This window comes from Synechococcus sp. CS-603 (assembly GCF_977929215.1).
Genome location: NZ_OZ376778.1, coordinates 2,063,636 through 2,082,481, shown reverse-complemented (window position 1 = coordinate 2,082,481; position 18,846 = coordinate 2,063,636). Strand labels below are relative to the sequence as shown.

The window sequence follows — 18,846 nt, the reverse complement described above, 5'->3', positions numbered from 1 at the left end:
TCCGAGCTCGTGATCCTTACAGTGTGGAACTACCAGTGTTCCGTGGGGACCATGGCCGGATCCGAGCAGCAGTCAACGCGGCAGCCCCAGGGGGAATCGCCGCGGCCCGTTCCCCCTCCCGCCAGCCGTCTCCAGCCCCAGACTCCCCTGCGCAAACCGCTGCAGCTGCTCCATCTCAGCCGCAAGGAAGAGGAGCCGGCAACCGTTGCCAACGCCGCCAGCGCTGATTCAGGTCTGGGCTCTGCCGCCAGCCCCCGCGTGTTGGAACAGAAGGAACGAGCCACTGAACCGGCCCGACCCGATGCGCCCCGCAAGGCCGTTGCCTCAGCCAGCAGTGGCGCAGCGGCGCTGCTCTCCGATGACGAACGCTTCGAGACGGCCAGCTTCGAAGGATTGACCATGGCCGACCTGCTGGGTCCGGGCCGTTCCAAGGGCGGGGCTACTGCCGGAAAGGGTGGGGCTGCCGGAGCAGAGCAAGGCGCTGTGAAATCCTCTGCCCGGCCGGCCCGCACGGTCGATGAGTTCGACTTTGATGAAGAGGCGTTCCTGGCCGCTCTCGATGAGAACGAACCAGTGGGCGCCACCGGTGAAGTGGTCAAGGGCGTGGTGATCACCGTCGAGAGCGATGGGGTCTACGTCGACATCGGTGGCAAGGCGCCCGGCTTCATGCCGAAGGGCGAATGCGGCCTTGGGGTGATCGTCAATGTCAAGGAACGCTTCCCCAAGGGGCTTGCGGTCGAAGTGCTCGTCACCGGGGAACAGAACGCCGATGGCATGGTCACGGTGAGTGCCCGCGCCCTAGCCCTGCGTCAGAGCTGGGAGCACGTCAAGCAGATGGAGAAGGACGGCAAGGTCGTTCAGGTCAAAGTCAGTGGCTTCAACCGCGGCGGCGTGACCTGTGATCTCGAAGGGCTGCGGGCTTTCATTCCGCGCTCGCAATTGCTGCGGGGCGAGTCGCACGAAGAGCTGGTGGGTCAGACCCTGGGCGTTGCTTTCCTGGAGGTCAACCTCGAGACCCGCAAATTGGTGCTCTCGGAAAAGCGTGCAACCACGGCGGCTCGCTTTCAGGAATTGGAGGTGGGGCAGTTGGTCGAAGGTCAGGTCGTGGCGGTCAAGCCCTATGGCCTGTTCGTGGATCTCGGTGGTGTCAGCGGCCTGCTGCACCGTTCTTCCGTCACCGGCGGGAGCCTGAGGGAGCTGGGCGAGGTGTTTGGCCATGGCGATCGCCTCAAGGCACTGATCACCCAGATCGATCCCTCCCGGGGCCGCATCGGCCTGAGCACAGCGTTGCTTGAGAACCAGCCCGGCGAATTGCTGATTGACAAGGACAAGGTGATGGCGGAAGCCGAGGACCGGGCCTCGAGAGCCCGCAATGCCAAGCGCCAGCAGGAGCAGACCGCCGGATGAGCAGCGCCCTCTCCGTTGCAGTCGCCGCTGACTGGGAACTCGACTACTACTCACGCCCCGTCATGGAGGCCGATGGCAAGAAACGCTGGGAGCTTCTGATCTGCTCCACGCCGACCTTTGCCGGCAGCGATGCCGGATTCCGTTGGGTCAAGCTCTGTCCCGCCAGCAGCGTCAATTCGATCTGGCTCCAGGAAGCCCTGCTTGAGGCGATCGCCGCCGCTGCACTGGAGGGGTACCGCACACCTCGCCGACTTCGCTGCTGGCGCGCTTCGATGCGAACCATGGTGCAAAGGGCGGCCGAGGCGATCGGGCTGGAGGTTGTGCCCAGTCGCCGCTGTTATGCCCTGGTCGAATGGCTGCGCGAACGGGAGCTTCAGGTCTATCCCGCAGAACCGGGCTACATGGCCGGTCCCCTGGCTCCGGTGCCGGTACCGGTACCTCAGCCTCCGGTGCAACTGCCCGAATCGGTCAGGGGTGACAACTGGAGCTGGGCCACCCTGCCGGCGGTAGCGCTGCGGGAGGCCGCCGACTGGGACATTGGCTTCGATGGGCTGCTGCGCCTGCCCGATGGACTGGCTGATCAGGCTGTGGTTCCCGGCATTCGCCTGTTCAGTGCCAGCCGGGCCTTGGCCATCGCCGGCTGGATGGCCGGACTCGAACCGGTGCGTCTGCGTATTGGTGCCTCCTCGCTGTTGCTTGAGGCGAGCCTGGAGAATTGCTGGCTGCTTGGCGCCGTGGATCAGGCCGAAGCCGACGCCGCCAGCAAGGCCTTCGAGGCGTCCCGAGCCGAGGCCCACGGGATGCAGTTCATTGCCGTGCAAAGCGATCCTGATTCGGAGCGTTTCGATGGTTTCTGGCTGCTGCGTGACTTGCCGGAACTCTGAGTGGCTGAAGCCCTCGAACCCCCATTCGATCGGCCCGATCTGGGCTTCAACAACCTGCCGGGCTGGACCTGGGTCGGCACCTACGGCGGCACCTTTCTGCAGGCCGACCTGCTAGCGGATTTCGAACATGCTTTCTTCACACGCCAGTGGGCGGGGCGTGGTCCTCGAGAGCTGTCAGCAGCGATCAGCGCCGGCGTGAGCGTGCACCGGACCCGCCAGATCCACAGTGCTGTGGTGCTGGGGTCGGATCAGGCCAGCGCAGAGCCCTGGCCGGAGGCCGATGGCCTGTTCAGCTTGGGCGGCGGCGAAAGTGTGTGGGTTTGTGGCGCGGATTGCACGCCGGTGCTGATGGCCGATCCAGTCAGCGGACGGGTGGCGGCCTGCCACACAGGCTGGCGAGGAGTGGCGGGGCGCATTCTTCCCGAGGCGATTCGTCACCTGGAGAGCTTCGGCAGTCGTCGTCAGGATCTTCTGGTGGCCCTCGGTCCGGCGATCAGTGGCTCCGCCTATCAGGTGCAGGCGGATGTGGCCCTGCAGGTGGCAAGAAGCCTGGAGCGGCAAGCGTCCTCCGATCCTCTGGCCGTGTTGGCGCGCGCTGGGGCCCTGCTGGAGGATCCAGAACCCGGCCGCTACCGCCTGGACATCCGAGCGGCGACCCTTGGCCAACTGCAGTTCGAAGGTCTGCTGGAGTCCCAGATCACGGTCTGCCCTCTTTGCACCGTGGCGGAAGCACTCCTGTTCCATTCCTGGCGCCGCGACCAGGTCAAAGCGGTGCAATGGAGTGGCATTGTCTCCCAAGGCTGATCACCCCAAGGCTGATCATTCGAAGTGGGCGATGTTTGATGCGGAGTATTCATTTCCGAACATCGCTCCGAAGCGTTGCCTGCGTTCTGATCATGCAGTGCTGCAGCCGTCATGCATGCGCTGGCTGCATTGACGCGTTGTTTTGACTTGTTGCACTGTTTGGATCATGCCCACTGGGATCGCTGGGATCACTTGAGCAGGCCGGGAAATCATTGCGAAAACTTGCCAGATGGACGACTGCCTTATACAATAAAGTTTATGCGTCAACTGAAACAACATGCTTACCGGTAACGATCTGCTCGCTAAAGTCAAAGAGTTGGGGGACGTGGGCAAATCTGATATTGTTCGCGCCTGTGGCTATGTCTCAGCTAAGAAAGATGGCAGTGAGCGCCTGAACTTCACCGCCTTCTATGAAGCACTCCTCAACGCCAAAGGTGTGGATTTTGGTCTTGGCTCCAAGGTCGGCAAGGGGGGACGCAAGCTCAGCTTCACCACCAAAATTCAGTTCAATGGCAATTTGATGGTAGGCAAGGCCTACACCAGCTTGCTGGATCTCAAGCCAGGCGATGAATTTGAAATCAAACTAGGTCGCAAGCAGATTCGCCTGGTCCCCTTTGGCGCTGAAGAAGAAGACGAGTGAGCACAAGAGCTTCTGCCACCTTGATCCCGTCGATCGCCGCCGAAAGAATGCCGCCGGCATAGCCAGCTCCTTCGCCGGCGGGATAGAGCCCCAGGGTATTCAGGCTCTCCAGGTTCTCCCCGCGGGGAATCCTCACGGGAGAGGAGGTACGTGTCTCCACTCCCGTGAGCAGGGCGTCAGCCCTGCTGAAGCCAGGAATGCTGCGCTCAAACGCTGGCAATGCTTCGCGGATGGCCTCGGTCACAAAGTCGGGCAGGCAATCACCCAGATCGGCTGAGATCACCCCCGGCTCATAGGAGGGTTGTGGAACAAGCTGATGTGATGGTTCTGGCCTGAGCTTGGGTTTCGACCCAAACGTTTCGTTTGTCTGTTTGTCGTTTGTCTGTTTGGCTTTGTTCTGTTTTCCTACGGTCTGCTTGCCCAGAAAATCACCAACTCTTTGGTACGGGGCCCGATAGCTGTTACCGCCGAGAGCGAAGGCTCTGGCTTCCCAGTGACGCTGGAACGCCACCCCTGCCAGGGGATCCCCAGGCCCAGAGCCGAATGGAGCCAGGTCACTGAGCTCCAGCCCCACAACGATGCCGCTGTTGGCATTGCGCTCATTGCGTGAATGCTGACTCATGCCGTTGGTCACCACATGGCCTGCTTCGGAGGCGGCGGCCACCACCAGGCCCCCTGGGCACATGCAGAAGCTGTAGACGGTTCGTCCATTGCGGCAGTGATGGACAAGCTTGTACTCGGCAGCGGCCAGACGTGGATGGCCGGCGAAGGCCCCCCAGCGAGCCTGGTCGACCATCGGTTGGGGATGCTCGATCCGCAGCCCGATCGAAAACTCCTTGGCTTCGATGGCCACACCCTGGCGGTGCAGCATGGCGAAAGTGTCGCGGGCGCTATGACCGACGGCCAGCACAACCTGATCGGCTGGCAAGACCTGGCCATCAGCCAGGCGCACCCCCACCACACGCTGGAGCTCCGATTGGGTGCCAGAGTCGGTCGCCATTACGGTCTCGAGTTGCTCGACCTTGCACTGAAAGCGGATTTCGCCACCCAGGGCTTCGATCCGGGAGCGCAGCCCCCGCACCACGGTGGCCAGCTTGAAGGTGCCGATGTGGGGGCGATGCAGGCTGAGGATGTCGGGGTTGGCACCACAGGCCACCAACTCCTCCAGCACCTTGCGGCCATGGTGCTGGGGATCGCGCACCTGGCTGTAGAGCTTTCCATCCGAGAAAGTACCGGCTCCACCCTCGCCGAACTGCACGTTGGATTCGGGGTCGAACGGCTGCTTTCCTTGCCAGAATCCGAAGGTGTCGGCGCTGCGCTCCTTCACCGGCTTGCCACGCTCCAGCAGCAGGGGGCGGAAGCCCATCTGGGCCAACAGCAGGGCAGCAAAGTAGCCGCAGGGCCCAGCCCCGATCACGATCGGCCGCAGGGCGTTGCCGCCGTCTTGCGCCGTGGCATGGCCCACGAACCGGTAGGTCGTGTCCGGACTGGGCTTGAGCTGGGGGTCGCGGCGAAAGCGCTTCAGGATTCGATCTGGATCGCGCAGCTCGAGATCCAGGCTGTAGCTGAATTGAATGGCCTCACGCTTGCGGGCGTCGACGCTGCGCTTCACCACGCGCAGATCGACCAGGTCTTCACTGGGAATTCCGAGGCGCTTCAGCACCCCTTGACGCAGATCGCCATCGCTGTGATCAAGTGGCAGCTTGAGTTCGCTCAGCCGGAGCACGCTGCCTGCCCGTCAAGGGATGTCACTTCTCGACCATTTCAGCAGCTCGCCCTCGGATCCGCTTGCCCACTGCCAAGCTTGGGGACCTTGAAGCGGCTCGGTGGTGCGATCTCCATGGGTTTGAGCCATTGCCCTCTCTGCGTCGCGTTGGCTGTGTTCAGCGTTGTTCGCTACAGCGCGTATGCGGTCCTGGTTTGGCAACTGGCTCAAGTGAGCCCACAAGCGGACTCCCCGGGCCCGGGTGGCGCGGCTCCCCGTTTCGTTCAGCCTTCCGCCTGTTGAACGGCGGGTGCGAGCGGTGTCAGGCGGATCTCTCCGGTTGGCGAGAGGCCAGGGGATAGGTCCAGGCGGCTGCCGGCGCCTTTGACAGCCAGCGGCGAGCCACTTCCAAGGGCTTTGAGGGCAGCACAAAGCTCAAGTTGAGGAGCCTTTGGATCCAGCCAGCTCAGCTGCCAACGGCCGTCATCGCCTCCAACCTGGGCGCTCAGAACGGCCAATTGACCGGTGTCGTAACCGGCCGCTTCAACCAGGCCTGGTTCAAAGCCAAAACGGGCCTGGAAAGCCTTCGCAAAGCGGCTCCAGCCAGCTCCCTGGCTGAGCGGTTCAACTCCCAGCTGGGCCGTCGCCAGCGGCTCCTTGACGGGAAAGGGCCAGACCAGGGTCAAGTTGGCGGGCCATTGGGCGCTGAGTACGGCCTTGGCCAGAGCACCCCCTGGAGCTGCCATCACGGCCAGGGACTGGGGCTTGTACCAATCCACATCCTCACTCAGCTGTTCGATCGCTTCCTTGTCGGTTTTGGGGACGGCGAGGGGAGCGTTTGTGGGACCCACCACCCATCCGCCGCCTCCTGCGAGCGTCTCGGTGAAGCGATCGGCCAGGGCCTTTTGTTCGACGCTGCCGTCATGGATGATCATCACCTTCGCTTTCTCCTGCTCAAGCAGACCCCGGGCCAATCGGTCTGCTTCCAGGCTCCGGGCCGGCGACACGGGCCAGAGCCAATCGGCCCCGAGCTGGCCGGGCAGTCGTTGGAGTGAGTCACCGCGCTGCAGCGGAAACAGCACGTTGATCCTTCTGTCTTGGGCCAGCAGGCCGTAGGGAAGCATCGAGACGGCCGCCGGTGCCACCAACAGTTTCGGGGTGGTTCTGCCCTCGAACAGCGGTCTGGGATCCTGATCTACCGGCAACCATCCCAGTTCTGTTGACGGGGTTCTGGCGTCACACGCTCTGGCTTCATCCATGGCCAGCGCGTACCCGCGCAGAAGCCCATGATTGCCCTTGGCCACCGGCCCGTTGGCGGGAAGGAGCACTAGCACCTGGGCACTGAGAGCGCCGCTGGCCACCAGGGCTTGCACCCCGACCAAGCTGGCGGCCAACCCCCAGACCCCCGGCCGGGCTACCCAGGGCTTGGTCCCCGTTTCAACGGTGCTGGGACTGGGAGCATCCCCGCCTGTGGTCATGGTCTGTCGCAACCTGTCTTGGCAGGGTAGAGGGGCGGCTATCGGCCGTTTCGGTAGCCAAGGCCTGCTCGGCTCATGGCTGTGACTCATCCGTGGGGCTGCTCTGCTCGCTCTGCCCCTGCGTCGGCTCTGGGCTTGCTTGGGGCGGTTCGGGCAGAAGCTGGGTCAACAACCCGGCTGCCAGCAGCAGACCACCCAGCGCCAGGGCCAGAGTGCGGTTGGCAGCGGCCTCACCCTGCAGCCAAACCCCTGCGGAGAGAAAGGCCCCACCCAGAAGCAGGCTTGGCACCAGCACGATGCCTTTGGCCGTGCGATTCAGACTCATTCCTGTCTCGTTTGGGTTGTCAGCTCTGCTGGGCTGGGGTCGGGGCAGGCCATCGGTGCCGCCTCAGCAGAGAGGCGCCTGGCCAGGCCAGCTCCCACCAGGCCTGAACCGAGATCATCTCCGCTGGAGAGAAGGGTCACCTGGGAGATCAACACACCCGACTCTGAGCCCAGCGGACGAAGGTTGACCCGGGCTTGGCGTGGCAACCGTTGTCGCAACCACTCAGCGGCAGCCTGGGAATCAGCGGGATCGACGGCGATGCAACCCAGGCGCACCGGGTAGCTGCGGTTCTGATCTCCGACTTGCAACAGGTTTCCGCTCCGGACTTGCAGGACCTCGGCGGCAGCCACCACCGCAACCTGGCCCAATAAAACAAGCAAAGCCATGGCCAGCCCCAGGCCCAGTCTCAGGATCTGGGCGATTGAACGGGATCGTGTGCTTGGCGGAGAGGAGGGCGTCAGAGCTTGGCGCCACAGCTGGGACAGTAGAGATGGGCGCTGACGGTGCTCGATCCACAGGACCCGCACGCGCGGGTGGTGTCGATCGCGAGTTCTGGATGGCTGGGCAGCCCGACCATCTGGGCGTTGCTGGCGCCAGGCGGGACCATTGGATAGCAGTTCTCGTTGCGGCGAACCCGTACGTCGATCACAGCGGGACCTGGATGGGCGAAGGCTTCAGCCAGTTGTTCCTTAAGCCTGGAGCGCTCGGTGATCAGAACTCCCCGGACGCCGAAAGCTTCGGCTAAGGCGGGGAAATTTGGCATGCCTGCCACCATTTCAGAAGCGGAATAGCGTTCGCCGTAGAAACTTTCCTGCCATTGGCGCACCATCCCCTGCCAGCCGTTGTTGATGATCACGACCTTCACCGGCAGCTGATATTGCGACAGGGTGCCGAGCTCCTGAATGTTCATCAGGATGCTGGCATCGCCCGCCACACAGATCACCGCCTCACCGGGATGGGCCACCTGCACGCCAAGGGCTGCCGGCAGGCCAAATCCCATCGTGCCCAGACCGGCGCTGCTGATCCAATGGCGCGGAGGGTTATTGAGGTACTGGGCCGCCCACATCTGGTGCTGGCCGACATCGGTGGTGACGAAAGCCTCCGGTGCCAGCTGCCGCAAACTGATCAGAACTTCCTGAGGAGCGATGGCGCCCTTTTCTTCGGGCACATTCAGGGGGTAATGCTGTTTCCAGCTCTCAATTCTCTCTAGCCAGGCCCTGGTGCGCTGAGAGTCCGGTTCATGGGCTGAGGCTGCCAACAGGGCCTCAAGGGCCAGGCGCACGTCCGAAACGATCGGTACCTCGGGAAGGCGCACCTTGCCCACTTCGGCGGCATCGATGTCGATGTGGATCACCTGGGCGCGAGGCGCAAAACTGTCGATGCGGCCAGTGACGCGGTCATCGAAGCGGGCACCGGCGGCGATCAGCAGGTCGCACTCGGTGACGGCGAAGTTGGCGTAGGCCGTGCCGTGCATGCCCAGCATGCCCACGGCCAGGGGATGGCGTTCGTCGAAGGAGCCTTTGCCCATCAAGGTGGTGGTGACAGGCAGCTCAAAGCGTTCAGCCAGCCGCTTCACCGCTTCGTGGGCGCCAGAACTGATCGCGCCGCCGCCGACGTACAACAACGGCCGCCTGGCGTTTCGGATGAGCTCAAGTGCTTGGTCAATGACCTGGGGCCTGGGTGGAGCTGCCAGCTGATAGCCCTTCGGAATCACGCTGCCCGGTTCGACGGGCTCATAGGCAAAGACTTCGAGACCCACATCCTTGGGGACATCGATCAGAACCGGACCGGGCCGGCCGGTGGAGGCGATCAGAAACGCCTCAGCAACAATCCGACCGATCTGGGCTGGATCGCGCACCACCCAGGAATGCTTCACGATCGGCAGAGTGATGCCGAAGATGTCGGTTTCCTGGAAGGCATCGGTGCCGATCGAGGCGCGGCTCACCTGGCCGGTGATCACGACTATCGGCACCGAATCCATCTGGGCGGTGGCGATGCCCGTGACCAGATTGGTGGCGCCGGGGCCTGAGGTTCCGAAACACACCCCCACCCGGCCGGTGGAGCGGGCGTAGGCATCGGCAGCATGGGTGCCACCTTGCTCGTGGCGCACCAAGATGTGCTTGAGCCAGCCCTTGGCTTCGGCCTGATGCAGGGCGTCGTAAATGGGCAGGATGGCGCCGCCCGGATAGCCAAAAATGTGCTGAACGTCGTGACGATGCAGGGCATCCATCAGGGCTTCGGCGCCGCTCATGGTCACCGGCAAGGGATGGACCGCTGCTTGGACTTCAGCAGCCTGATCAGCTTCCGACTGCGTGACGGAAACTTGGCTTGTGGTGGGAACGGACGTGAGGGTCACGGCAGCAGGGACGCACTCATCTAGAGAGCTAACATTAAGGTCTGGGTGGACGTTAGCGGCAGCTCTTGACCATGCACCGCAAGATATCTCCAGGATCGAGTGAGCGGTTGTGCCGGCTTAGAGGAGGCCAAGGGCATGCAGAGGGCCTTGGCCGCTGATCAGTTCAAGCAGAAAAGCCGAGAAGCCAAGCATCGCCAGCCGCCCATTCCAGACCTCGGAGCTGTTGTTCCAGCCCCAGACCCACTTCTCCTGGGGGTAGAGCTTGACCTTGGTGGGGAGCTTGGCAGCTTGATCGAGGTTGACCTCCGGTCCAGCGAGGGCGGTTTCGACCAGATCGGCCAGGCCTTTGATGAAGGTGGGGTAGGTATCGAGGGCCGGGACCCGGCGGAAATTCTGAATTCCAGCTTCCGTCGCGATCTCCCGGTACTCGATGTCGATTTCCTCGAGGGTTTCGATGTGCTCGCTCACGAAACTGATCGGGATCACCACCAGTTCCTTGACGCCCTCGCCACCAAGGCGGACCAGGGCTTCGTCGGTATAGGGCTTGAGCCACTCCACCGGACCGACCCGGCTTTGATAAGCGAGGGTGTGGGGATTGTGATGGCCGAGCTGACGCTCCAGCTCGGCCATCACCAGGGCGGTCGAGGCTTCGATGTGCTGCTGGTAGGGATCGCCCGCTTCCTCCACATAGCTCTTGGGAACGCCATGGGCACTGAAAAAGACATGGGCCGTAGGGGGGTCGTTGCAGGCCCTCAGTTCGGTGGCGGCCAGTTCGGCCAGGGCCTGCACATAACCGGGGTGGTCGTACCAGGTGCGGATGCAGCGGATCGGCAGCCGATTGAATTCCGGGTCGGCCTGGCGGAGGCGTTGCAACTCCCGGAAGCTGGAGCCGCTGGTGCTGATCGAGAAGTGGGGATAGAGGGGAAGCACCACCACCTCATCAACGGCATCAGCCTTGAGATCGGCAACAGCAGACTCCGTGAACGGATGCCAGTAGCGCATGGCCACGTAAGTGGTGGCCTGGACGTGGCGTTGGCGCAGTTCGCTCTGGAGTTCGCGCGCTTGCTGCTCGGTGATGCGTCGCAGGGGAGAGCCCCCACCGATCGAGCGGTAGGCCTCCTGTGACTTGCCGCTGCGCAGGGTGCTGATCAGCCAGGCCAGAGGCCTTTGTAGGGCTGGTATCGGCAGGCGAATGATCTCCGGATCCGAAAACAGGTTGTAAAGGAACGGGCCGACATCTTCAATTCGCTCCGGCCCACCGAGGTTCAGCAGCACCACGCCGACCCTGGCCATGCCCGAACGACTCCTTCATTAGCGCTGAGCGTAACGCCGCCCGCCGACCCCTGGCCGCCCCTGGCCTGGATCGATAGGGTCGGCCGTGCCCCGGCAACGGCTTTGGACCAGGTTGCGCTTGATTCGGAACTGAGGCGGCACAACGACTTGCTGGCCGCCAGTGGGGTGTCCCTGCGGCTCGAGCGGCGTGGCCAGCGTCTGGTGCTGCGGGGCCCCTTGCCGTGCAGGCGTGGTGGTGGCAACTTTCCCGTCCAGCGGATCAGTCTCGGCTTACCCGCCACTGCGGCAGGCCTCACCCAGGCCCGCCGCGACCTGCGCCGCCTGCAGCAGCAGCTTCAGCAGCAGCGCTTCGACTGGCAGGCCTGGAGCCATCCGAGCAGCCCGCCCACGTCGGAGCCATCCACGGTTTCAACTGCGGCTTCAACTGCGGCGGTGCTCGAGCATTTCGAGGCCAGCTTCTTTGCTGACCCACGCCGCCGCCGCCATCCGTCCGGCAGCCGCTCCACCTGGCAGGGGGCCTACCTCCCGTACCTGAGACGGTTGCTGGCGGCAGCCACCCGTCAGCACCGGCAACTCGACCCCGATCTCTTCCTTCAGGTGTTGGAGAGCTATCCGGCGGCCAGCCGCAGCCGGCAGCAATGCGGCACCGCCCTGGCCGCCCTTGGCCGCCAACTGGGACTCTCCCTCGCCGAGGACTGGGGGGAACGCTCCGGTGGCTACGGGCTCCATCAAGCCCAGTTCCGCCAGCTGCCCAGCGATGACGACGTCCAGGCGCATGTGGCCCGGATCCCCAACCCTGCCTGGCGGCTGGCCTATGGCTTGATGGCGACCTATGGCCTGCGCAACCACGAGGTGTTTTTCTGCGATCTCTCCCCCCTGGCGCCAGGCGGCGACCGCGTACTGCGGGTGCTGCCCACCAGCAAGACCGGTGAACATCAGGTCTGGCCCTTCCATCCCGAATGGGTGGAGCTTTTCGAATTGCCGAAACTGGTGGAAGCAGCCGGTGCCCTGCCGGCGGTGCGTACCGATCTGACCCGCACCACCCTCCAGCAGGTGGGCCGCCGGGTGGCCGAGCAGTTCCGCCGCTACGACCTGCCGATCACCCCCTACGACCTTCGCCACGCCTGGGCCGTGCGCACGATCCACATCGGCCTGCCTGACACCGTGGCGGCCCGGATGATGGGTCACTCCGTGACGATTCACACCCGCACCTACCACCACTGGATCACCCGTCGCGACCAGCAACAGGCGGTGGATGCGGCCCTGGCCAGGCGCCGAGTGGCCTGAGTCGGCCAGAGTGCAACCAGCCCATCCCCGTTTGAATTCCATGGCTGACCACAATTCCGCCGTCGCTGGACTCGATCGCCAGGCCGCCGAGCTCGGCCCGGGTGGGGTACTGGCACCCGAGCCGGATGCCGAGGGCTACCGGCGGCGGATGGAGCGCCGCAAGGAGGTGCAGCAGCAGCGCGTGGGGGAGCGCAATCTTGAGCAGGGGCTTGTGCTGGTGTTCACCGGCGATGGCAAGGGCAAGACAACGGCAGCCCTTGGTCTGGTGTTGCGCACCCTCGGCCATGGCGAGCGGGTGGCCGTCGTCCAGTTCATCAAGGGCGGCTGGCAGCCGGGAGAGGCCAAAGCCCTGGAGATCTTCGGCGATGCCCTGGTCTGGCAGTCGCTGGGGGAAGGCTTCACCTGGGAAACCCAGAACCGCGACAGGGACCGGCAATTAGTCCAGGAGGCCTGGCAGCAGTCGCTGCTCCATCTGGCCGATGGCCAACGCAAGCTGGTGGTGCTCGATGAAATCAACGTGGCCCTGAAACTGGGCTACCTGGAGCTTGATCAGGTGCTTGGAGGCCTGGACCGGCGCCCTGAGCTCACCCATGTGGCCTTGACCGGTCGTGGGGCGCCGCCGGCCCTGCTGGAGCGTGCCGACCTGGTCACGGAGATGCGGCTGGTGCGCCACCCATTCCGCGAGAAGGGGATCAAAGCGCAGGTCGGTATCGAGTATTGAGCCGGAGCGTTGCTACTGTTCGGCCGTTTGAACGAGCCGAGCGCTGAACCCGATGGCTTATCGGCGAGTCCTCCTCAAGCTCAGCGGCGAAGCGTTGATGGGAGATCAGGGCTACGGCATCGATCCGGCCATCGTGCAGTCGATTGCCAGCGATGTGGCTGAGGTTGTTGCCTCTGGCACCCAGTTGGCCATCGTGGTGGGTGGAGGCAACATCTTCCGCGGCCTTAAAGGTTCGGCCGCCGGCATGGAGCGTGCCACGGCTGATTACGTGGGCATGCTGGCCACAGTCATGAACGCGATCACCCTGCAAGATGCCCTGGAGCGCGTGGGTGTGGCCACCCGGGTGCAGACCGCCATCGACATGCAGGAGTTGGCGGAGCCCTACATCCGTCGTCGGGCCATTCGCCACCTGGAGAAGGGCCGTGTGGTGGTGTTCGGGGCTGGTTGCGGCAACCCCTTCTTCACCACCGACACCGCAGCAGCGTTGAGGGCCGCCGAAATCAACGCCGATGTGGTGTTCAAAGCCACCAAGGTGGATGGCGTCTACGACCGGGACCCGGCCCATCACCCGGATGCCGTCCGTTACGACACCCTCACCTTTCAGGATGTGCTCAGCGGTGAGTTGGCTGTCATGGACAGCACAGCCATCGCCCTCTGCAAGGACAACTCCATCCCGATCGTTGTTTTCGATCTGTTCGGTCAGGGCAATATCGGCAGGGCGGTCGCCGGCGAGCCGATCGGCACCAGCATCACTCCCGCCGGCTAGCTCCGGCTTTCTCCCCATTGCAACGTCATGGACATGGATATCGAAGCGAGCATGCGCAAGTCGGTGGAAGCCACCCAGCGCACCTTCAACACAATCCGCACGGGCCGTGCCAACCCTTCCCTGCTCGACAAGCTCTCGGTCGAGTATTACGGCGCCGAAACACCTTTGCGTTCCCTGGCTACACTTTCGACCCCAGATTCCCAGACCATCCAGATCCAGCCGTTCGATAGTGGTTCGATGGCCCTGATTGAAAAGGCCATCGCCATGAGTGATCTGGGGCTCACGCCCAACAACGACGGCAAGGTCATCCGGATCAACATTCCGCCTTTGACCGAAGATCGCCGCAAAGAGTTCTGCAAACTTGCCTCCAAGTACGCCGAAGAGGGAAAGGTGTCCTTGCGCAACATTCGTCGTGAGGCGATCGACCAGATCAAGAAACAGGAAAAGGACGGTGACCTCTCCGAGGATCAAAGCCGCGATGAACAGGAGAAGGTGCAGAAGATCACCGACCGCACCATCGCCGAACTCGAGAAGCATCTCAGTGAGAAGGAACGCGACATTCTCAAAGTTTGAGCCAGCTTGACGCCGATGTGATCGTCGTTGGGGCTGGTGTCGCCGGCTCAGCGGCGGCCTATCACCTGGCGGCCCGGGGCCGCCAGGTGAAGCTGCTTGAAGCCCTCCGCCAACCCCGCGGCAAGCCCTGCGGCGGTGGCATGGCCGCGTCAGTGCAGAAGTGGTTCCCCTTCGATCTTCGCCCTGCTGTCGATCAGGTGATCGACCAGGTGCGCTTCACCTGGTGCCTGGAGGATCCCGTGGTGGCGGAACTTCCTGGCGAATCACCGTTCTGGATCGTGCGCCGTTCCGTGCTGGATCCCTTTCTGGCGGCCAAAGCCGTGGCGGCTGGTGCCGATCTACTCGAGGGCACGCCGGTGGTGTCGATCGAGCCGAGCGGCGAGCACTGGCGCGTGCGGACCGAGCAGGGCAGCACCCTGCTCGCCCGTGCCGTGGTGATCGCCGACGGGGCCCGCAGTCGCTTCAACGCTCCACTGGGCCTCGGAGCCCTCAAGCCCCGCTACGCCTCCGCCCTTTCGGTGGAGGTGGAGGGAGTTGTTGCCGATCCCAACAGTGCTCGCTTTGAATTCGGACTGGTGCGCCATGGCTTCTGCTGGGCCTTTCCCCGTCAAGGCGGCTACAGCATCGGGGTCGGCACGTTCCTGGGACGCGATCTGGCCAATGCCGATGAGGTGATGGCTGCGCTGTTGCCCAGCCTCGGTTGCGCGGCTGACGCCGGTGTGCGCCGGTCCTGGCCCCTGCGGGTCTGGGATGGCCACCACCGACTGCACGGTCCTGGTGTGCTGGTCGTCGGTGATGCGGCCTCGCTCTGTGATCCCTTCCTGGCCGAGGGGCTCAGGCCTGCCCTGCTCAGTGGCACCAGAGCCGCTGCCTCCCTCGACGACTGGCTGTCGGGCGACGGGGCAGCCCTGGCGGGATACACCGGCACGATGCGGCGGGAATGGGGCCAGTCGATGGCCTGGGGACGACGGATCGCCCAGGTATTTTATCGGGTGCCGAAGCTCGGCTACCAACTGGGGATCAAGCGCCCCACCGCTCCCCGTCGCATCGCTCAGATCCTCTCCGGCGAGATGGGCTACGGCGATATTGCCCAGCGCGTGATCCGCCGCTTGTTGTTCAGCGCCTCAGGCAATCCTTGAGCTGCCGGAGGCGACTGTCGATCGAGCCGAGCAATTCGATCGCGAACATCGGGGCCTCCTGAACGGCAAACAGGAACTTCTCCCTGTTCATCACCAAGATCCGGCACGCGGTCAGGGCCTTGGCATCGCCGTAACGGCGGTGATCGGATGTCACCAGCGCCCCGGCTCCGAAGACATCGCCCGCTTCGATCTCCTCGTGGCCGGCATCGCCATTCCAGCTGAGCTGGACCCTGCCTTCTAAAACTCCGAACATGCAGGAGCCAGGTTCTCCAGCACTGAAAACCTTTTCCCCCGGCTCAAGCTGACGAACTTCGCCTTGATCGGCGAGGGCGCGCATGGTGTCGAGAGCGTTCACGGGCAGAACCGAGTGGAATCAGCAGACCAGTCTGGGGTAGCAGCGGGCAAAACAGGCTTAGCTGCTGGCAGCGGCGGAAACCGCCAACGGCGCACCCAGGCCACCGCGCACGTCTTCAGGAGCAAGACGGCCGTCGTGGTCGGTGTCGAGGGCATCGAAGACCGCATCGCTGCCCAGCCATTCTTCGCGGGTGATGCAACCATCACCATCGAAATCGTTGAGCAGAAAAATCTCCTGGGCGGCATGGGCGAAGGCCGCTTCACCCTCCAGCTCACCGAGGCGATGGGCCAGCTGGGCTTCGAGGGTTTCGATGGCCTTGCTGAAGCCGCGAATGCCCTCATCGAGTTTTTCGTGGGCCATGCGGTCCGCGGCCATGCGCTGCTCGAAATCGGAGGCCTTGAGCGTGAAACGGGGTTCCGTTGGGCCGGGATCGAAAGGATTCAGCCGGCGCTTCAGTTCCCCTTGCTGCTGGCGCAACTGGTCAAGCAGTTTGGGGGAGATGGTGAGCAGGTCGCAGCCGGCGAGTTCGACAATTTCCTCGGTATTACGAAAACTGGCCCCCATCACTTCGGTTTTGTAGCCGTGGGTCTTGAAGTAATTGAAGATCTGGGTCACCGAGATCACGCCAGGATCTTCAGGCCCGGGGTAGTGATCACGTCCGGTGTCGTTTTTGTACCAATCGAGGATGCGCCCCACAAAGGGGGAGATCAGGGTGACTTTGGCCTCAGCGCAGGCCACGGCCTGGGTGAAGCTGAACAGGAGGGTGAGATTGCAGTGAATCCCTTCGAGCTCAAGCTGCTCTGCAGCCTTGATGCCCTCCCAGGTGGAGGCGATCTTGATCAGGACACGATCCTTGCTGATGCCGGCCTCGTGATAGAGAGCGATCAGTTTGCGCGCCTTGGTGATGGAGGCAGCGGTGTCATAACTGAGCCTGGCGTCCACTTCGGTGGAGACCCGCCCAGGCACGATCTGCAGAATTTCCTTGCCGAAATTGACGCAGATTTCGTCGAGGGCTTCAAGCACCACCATCTCAGCTGGAGCATCGGGGCCCAGCAGGTCCCGTGAAGCCTTCAAGGAGCTGTCGATCAACCCCTGATAGAGGGGGATCTGGGCTGCCGCCAGTATCAGGGACGGGTTGGTGGTCGCGTCCTGGGGAGTGAATTGCTTGATGGCTTCGAGTTCGCCGGTGTCGGCGACCACCACGGTCATCCCGGCGAGTTGATCAAGCAAGTTGGCCATGGAGCGAAGCGTCTGTCGAGACTTCAACTTAACCAGGTTGGCGCTGGGCCATCTCCCGGGTGATCATCCCCGTACCTTCGGCTTGCTTGGCGGCACCTTCTCGATCACCAGGAGAGATTCAATGATTTCCCTGGCCGCCGGCATCGCCACGGTGGAGCCGTAGGCATTGCCCCCCTGGGGCTCGTCTACCACCACCAGAACCACGTAGCGTGGGTCATCGATCGGCAGGCTTGCCACGAAACTGCAGATCCTGGCTCCGGGGATGTAGACGCCATTGAGTGCCTTCTGGGCTGTGCCCGTCTTGCCGCCGATCCGATAACCCTCCACCTTGACGCCGTCGCCGCTGCTCGCCTCGACCACTGTTTCCATCCAGCCCATCACCTGACGGGTGACGGCGGGATCAAGCAGCTGGATCCCTTCGCCGGGACCGGCGGCTCCAGCCAAGGCATCGCCGGAGCGCAGACCACGGGTGATGTGAGGGCTGACCAGCTTGCCGTCGTTGGCGAGCATCCCGTGCAGCTGAAGCAACTTCAGGGGGGTCAGCGAAAAACCCTGACCGAAGGAGGCGGTGGCCGGTTCAATCGGCTGGCTGGTGAACTGTTGCCGGCTTTTGAGCTGCCCGGCCACGGCACCGGGTAGATCGGTGTCAGGCACGGTGTCGATCCCGATTCTCTCCAGCCATTGCCAGAAGTGGCTGGGTTTGACCTGCCGCATCGTCTGCACCATGGCCACGTTGCTGGACACCTGCAGGATGGTGGGAAAATCAATGACGCCATTGGCGCGCCGGTCATGGTTAAAGATCGGCCACCCTCCGATCATCAGGGAGCCGGAATCGTTAATCTTGTCGCTGGGCTTGACCGCCTTTTCCTGGAGAGCGATCGCCAGGTTGATCGGCTTGAACGTGGAGCCCGGTTCATAGAGATCCTGCACCGACCACTCCCGGAACAGGGCGGGTGAAAAGTCCCAGAAACGGTTCGGGTTGTAGGTGGGCGCCGAGGCCAGCGCCAGCATCTCGCCGTTGCGCACATCCATCACCATGGCGACTCCTCGCTTCGCTTTCCACTCCTTGAGCTGGCGGGTCAGCGCCTGGTAGGCCACCTGTTGCAGGCGGGTGTCGAGTGTCAGCTGCAGTCGCAGGTCGTCGGTGTAGAGCACTCCGGCCTCGAGGCCAGCGGGAAGCGGCGTGCCATCGGCCCCCCGTTTCATCGAGCGGGCGCTCTCCTGCCGCCACATCTCCTTGTCTCTGCTTTGTTCAAGGCCGGCCTGGGCGACCCGGTCCTGATTCAGGAAACCCACCACATTGGCGAACAACTGTCCCTGGGGGTAGATCCGCTGGGGGAACGCCTCAAGGTCGAGTCCACTGATCCCGAGGTCGCGGATTCGCTCGGCTGTCTCCCCGTCAAGGTCAGTGGCGAGCTTGATGCCGCTGCGCTGGCTTCCCATGGTTCGGGTGAGATCGGAAGCCGGCAGTGCCATAACTTCTGAGAGCTTCTCCGCCACGTCAAGGGCGCCGCGGATGGCGGTGGGATCGTCACCTGGAAAATTGAAGTAGCGGGGATGGGCCCACAGGGTGAAGCGCTCCTCATCAAGGGCCACCAACGTGCCCTGTCGATCGATGATCTGGCGCCGCTTGCCGATCGGACGCACCTGCTGGGTCTGGATCGCCCTGGCCCTGGCCTGAAGCTGGTCACCTTCCTTGACCTGCAGCCAGGCCAAACGGATCGACAGCCCCACCAAGGCTGTGGCCATTATCAGAAAAACAAGCACCAGCCGGGCCGCTGGAACCGGCTGGAAATGAATCACCCGGCGGTGTCGTGCCGCCTCTCGATGGCCCCGATCAGATTGCCCCCCCGGATGGCGACCCTGGCGGTGGA

At 63.5% G+C, this 18,846-nt stretch carries 18 protein-coding genes; 9 read left to right on the top strand and 9 right to left on the bottom strand.

Annotated features, from left to right (window positions below):
- The first annotated feature begins 51 nt into the window (after positions 1 to 51).
- The 4 genes from ACXMDM_RS10930 (at position 52) to ACXMDM_RS10915 (ending at position 3,735) form a co-directional block, all read left to right on the top strand.
- Complete coding sequence (locus ACXMDM_RS10930) at positions 52 to 1,407, top strand: S1 RNA-binding domain-containing protein (RefSeq protein ID WP_259722982.1); 1,356 nt, start codon at positions 52 to 54, stop codon at positions 1,405 to 1,407.
- Entirely contained in the window at positions 1,404 to 2,291 is an 888-nt protein-coding gene (locus tag ACXMDM_RS10925; protein ID WP_071801761.1) for a Tab2/Atab2 family RNA-binding protein, read from the top strand. The genes ACXMDM_RS10930 and ACXMDM_RS10925 overlap by 4 nt, the downstream gene beginning before the upstream one ends.
- Positions 2,292 to 3,095: a peptidoglycan editing factor PgeF gene (gene pgeF, locus ACXMDM_RS10920; protein WP_071801760.1), complete on the top strand. Its 804-nt coding sequence runs from the start codon at positions 2,292 to 2,294 to the stop codon at positions 3,093 to 3,095.
- 277 nt (positions 3,096 to 3,372) lie between these two features.
- Entirely contained in the window at positions 3,373 to 3,735 is a 363-nt protein-coding gene (locus ACXMDM_RS10915; protein ID WP_259722981.1) for an AbrB family transcriptional regulator, read from the top strand.
- On the opposite strand, the gene ACXMDM_RS10910 is transcribed toward ACXMDM_RS10915, so the two are convergent.
- The 6 genes from ACXMDM_RS10910 to hemH all read right to left on the bottom strand — a co-directional run bounded on the left by ACXMDM_RS10910 (position 3,674) and on the right by hemH (position 10,892).
- Positions 3,674 to 5,461 carry an NAD(P)/FAD-dependent oxidoreductase gene (locus ACXMDM_RS10910; RefSeq protein ID WP_259722980.1) on the bottom strand — a complete coding sequence of 596 codons (1,788 nt, stop codon included), beginning with the start codon at positions 5,459 to 5,461 and terminating at the stop codon, positions 3,674 to 3,676. The two genes, ACXMDM_RS10915 and ACXMDM_RS10910, sit on opposite strands and share 62 nt — an antisense overlap.
- A gap of 263 nt (positions 5,462 to 5,724) precedes the next feature.
- Positions 5,725 to 6,918, bottom strand: a complete 1,194-nt coding sequence (locus tag ACXMDM_RS10905; RefSeq protein ID WP_259722979.1) for an ABC transporter substrate-binding protein — start codon at positions 6,916 to 6,918, stop codon at positions 5,725 to 5,727.
- Between the two features lie 73 nt (positions 6,919 to 6,991).
- Positions 6,992 to 7,243: a GIVxVP protein gene (locus ACXMDM_RS10900; RefSeq protein ID WP_071801756.1), complete on the bottom strand. Its 252-nt coding sequence runs from the start codon at positions 7,241 to 7,243 to the stop codon at positions 6,992 to 6,994.
- Positions 7,240 to 7,629, bottom strand: coding sequence for a hypothetical protein (locus tag ACXMDM_RS10895; protein ID WP_259722978.1), 390 nt, complete (start codon positions 7,627 to 7,629; stop codon positions 7,240 to 7,242). The genes ACXMDM_RS10900 and ACXMDM_RS10895 overlap by 4 nt, the downstream gene beginning before the upstream one ends.
- Positions 7,630 to 7,700: 71 nt before the next feature.
- On the bottom strand, positions 7,701 to 9,494 hold the full coding sequence (gene ilvB, locus ACXMDM_RS10890) for a biosynthetic-type acetolactate synthase large subunit (protein WP_499570407.1): 1,794 nt from the start codon (positions 9,492 to 9,494) through the stop codon (positions 7,701 to 7,703).
- Positions 9,495 to 9,716: 222 nt separating this feature from the next.
- Entirely contained in the window at positions 9,717 to 10,892 is a 1,176-nt protein-coding gene (hemH, locus tag ACXMDM_RS10885) for a ferrochelatase (protein WP_071801753.1), read from the bottom strand.
- A 102-nt stretch (positions 10,893 to 10,994) separates the two neighbouring features.
- Between hemH and ACXMDM_RS10880 the strand changes: the two genes are divergently transcribed.
- The 5 genes from ACXMDM_RS10880 to ACXMDM_RS10860 are packed head-to-tail and all read left to right on the top strand — an operon-like array spanning position 10,995 to position 15,378.
- On the top strand, positions 10,995 to 12,179 hold the full coding sequence (locus ACXMDM_RS10880) for a site-specific integrase (protein ID WP_071801752.1): 1,185 nt from the start codon (positions 10,995 to 10,997) through the stop codon (positions 12,177 to 12,179).
- Between the two features lie 40 nt (positions 12,180 to 12,219).
- The gene (gene cobO / locus ACXMDM_RS10875) at positions 12,220 to 12,900 is read left to right on the top strand and encodes a cob(I)yrinic acid a,c-diamide adenosyltransferase (protein ID WP_071802329.1); all 681 of its coding nucleotides are present in this window, start codon (positions 12,220 to 12,222) and stop codon (positions 12,898 to 12,900) included.
- Between the two features lie 52 nt (positions 12,901 to 12,952).
- Complete coding sequence (pyrH, locus tag ACXMDM_RS10870; protein WP_071801751.1) at positions 12,953 to 13,666, top strand: UMP kinase; 714 nt, start codon at positions 12,953 to 12,955, stop codon at positions 13,664 to 13,666.
- Positions 13,667 to 13,699: 33 nt separating this feature from the next.
- The gene (frr, locus tag ACXMDM_RS10865; RefSeq protein ID WP_071801750.1) at positions 13,700 to 14,239 is read left to right on the top strand and encodes a ribosome recycling factor; all 540 of its coding nucleotides are present in this window, start codon (positions 13,700 to 13,702) and stop codon (positions 14,237 to 14,239) included.
- Positions 14,236 to 15,378, top strand: coding sequence for a geranylgeranyl reductase family protein (locus tag ACXMDM_RS10860; protein ID WP_071801749.1), 1,143 nt, complete (start codon positions 14,236 to 14,238; stop codon positions 15,376 to 15,378). Before frr ends, ACXMDM_RS10860 begins: the two co-directional genes overlap by 4 nt.
- Here ACXMDM_RS10860 and ACXMDM_RS10855 read toward each other — a convergent pair.
- The 3 genes from ACXMDM_RS10855 to ACXMDM_RS10845 all read right to left on the bottom strand — a co-directional run bounded on the left by ACXMDM_RS10855 (position 15,356) and on the right by ACXMDM_RS10845 (position 18,721).
- A complete protein-coding gene (locus tag ACXMDM_RS10855) occupies positions 15,356 to 15,733 on the bottom strand; it encodes a Crp/Fnr family transcriptional regulator (RefSeq protein ID WP_071801748.1) in 378 nt (125 codons plus the stop codon). The two genes, ACXMDM_RS10860 and ACXMDM_RS10855, sit on opposite strands and share 23 nt — an antisense overlap.
- Before the next feature lie 57 nt (positions 15,734 to 15,790).
- The gene (locus tag ACXMDM_RS10850) at positions 15,791 to 16,972 is read right to left on the bottom strand and encodes a transaldolase (protein ID WP_071801747.1); all 1,182 of its coding nucleotides are present in this window, start codon (positions 16,970 to 16,972) and stop codon (positions 15,791 to 15,793) included.
- Positions 16,973 to 17,035: 63 nt separating this feature from the next.
- The gene (locus ACXMDM_RS10845) at positions 17,036 to 18,721 is read right to left on the bottom strand and encodes a peptidoglycan D,D-transpeptidase FtsI family protein (protein WP_083544688.1); all 1,686 of its coding nucleotides are present in this window, start codon (positions 18,719 to 18,721) and stop codon (positions 17,036 to 17,038) included.
- Between the last annotated feature and the right edge of the window lie 125 nt (positions 18,722 to 18,846).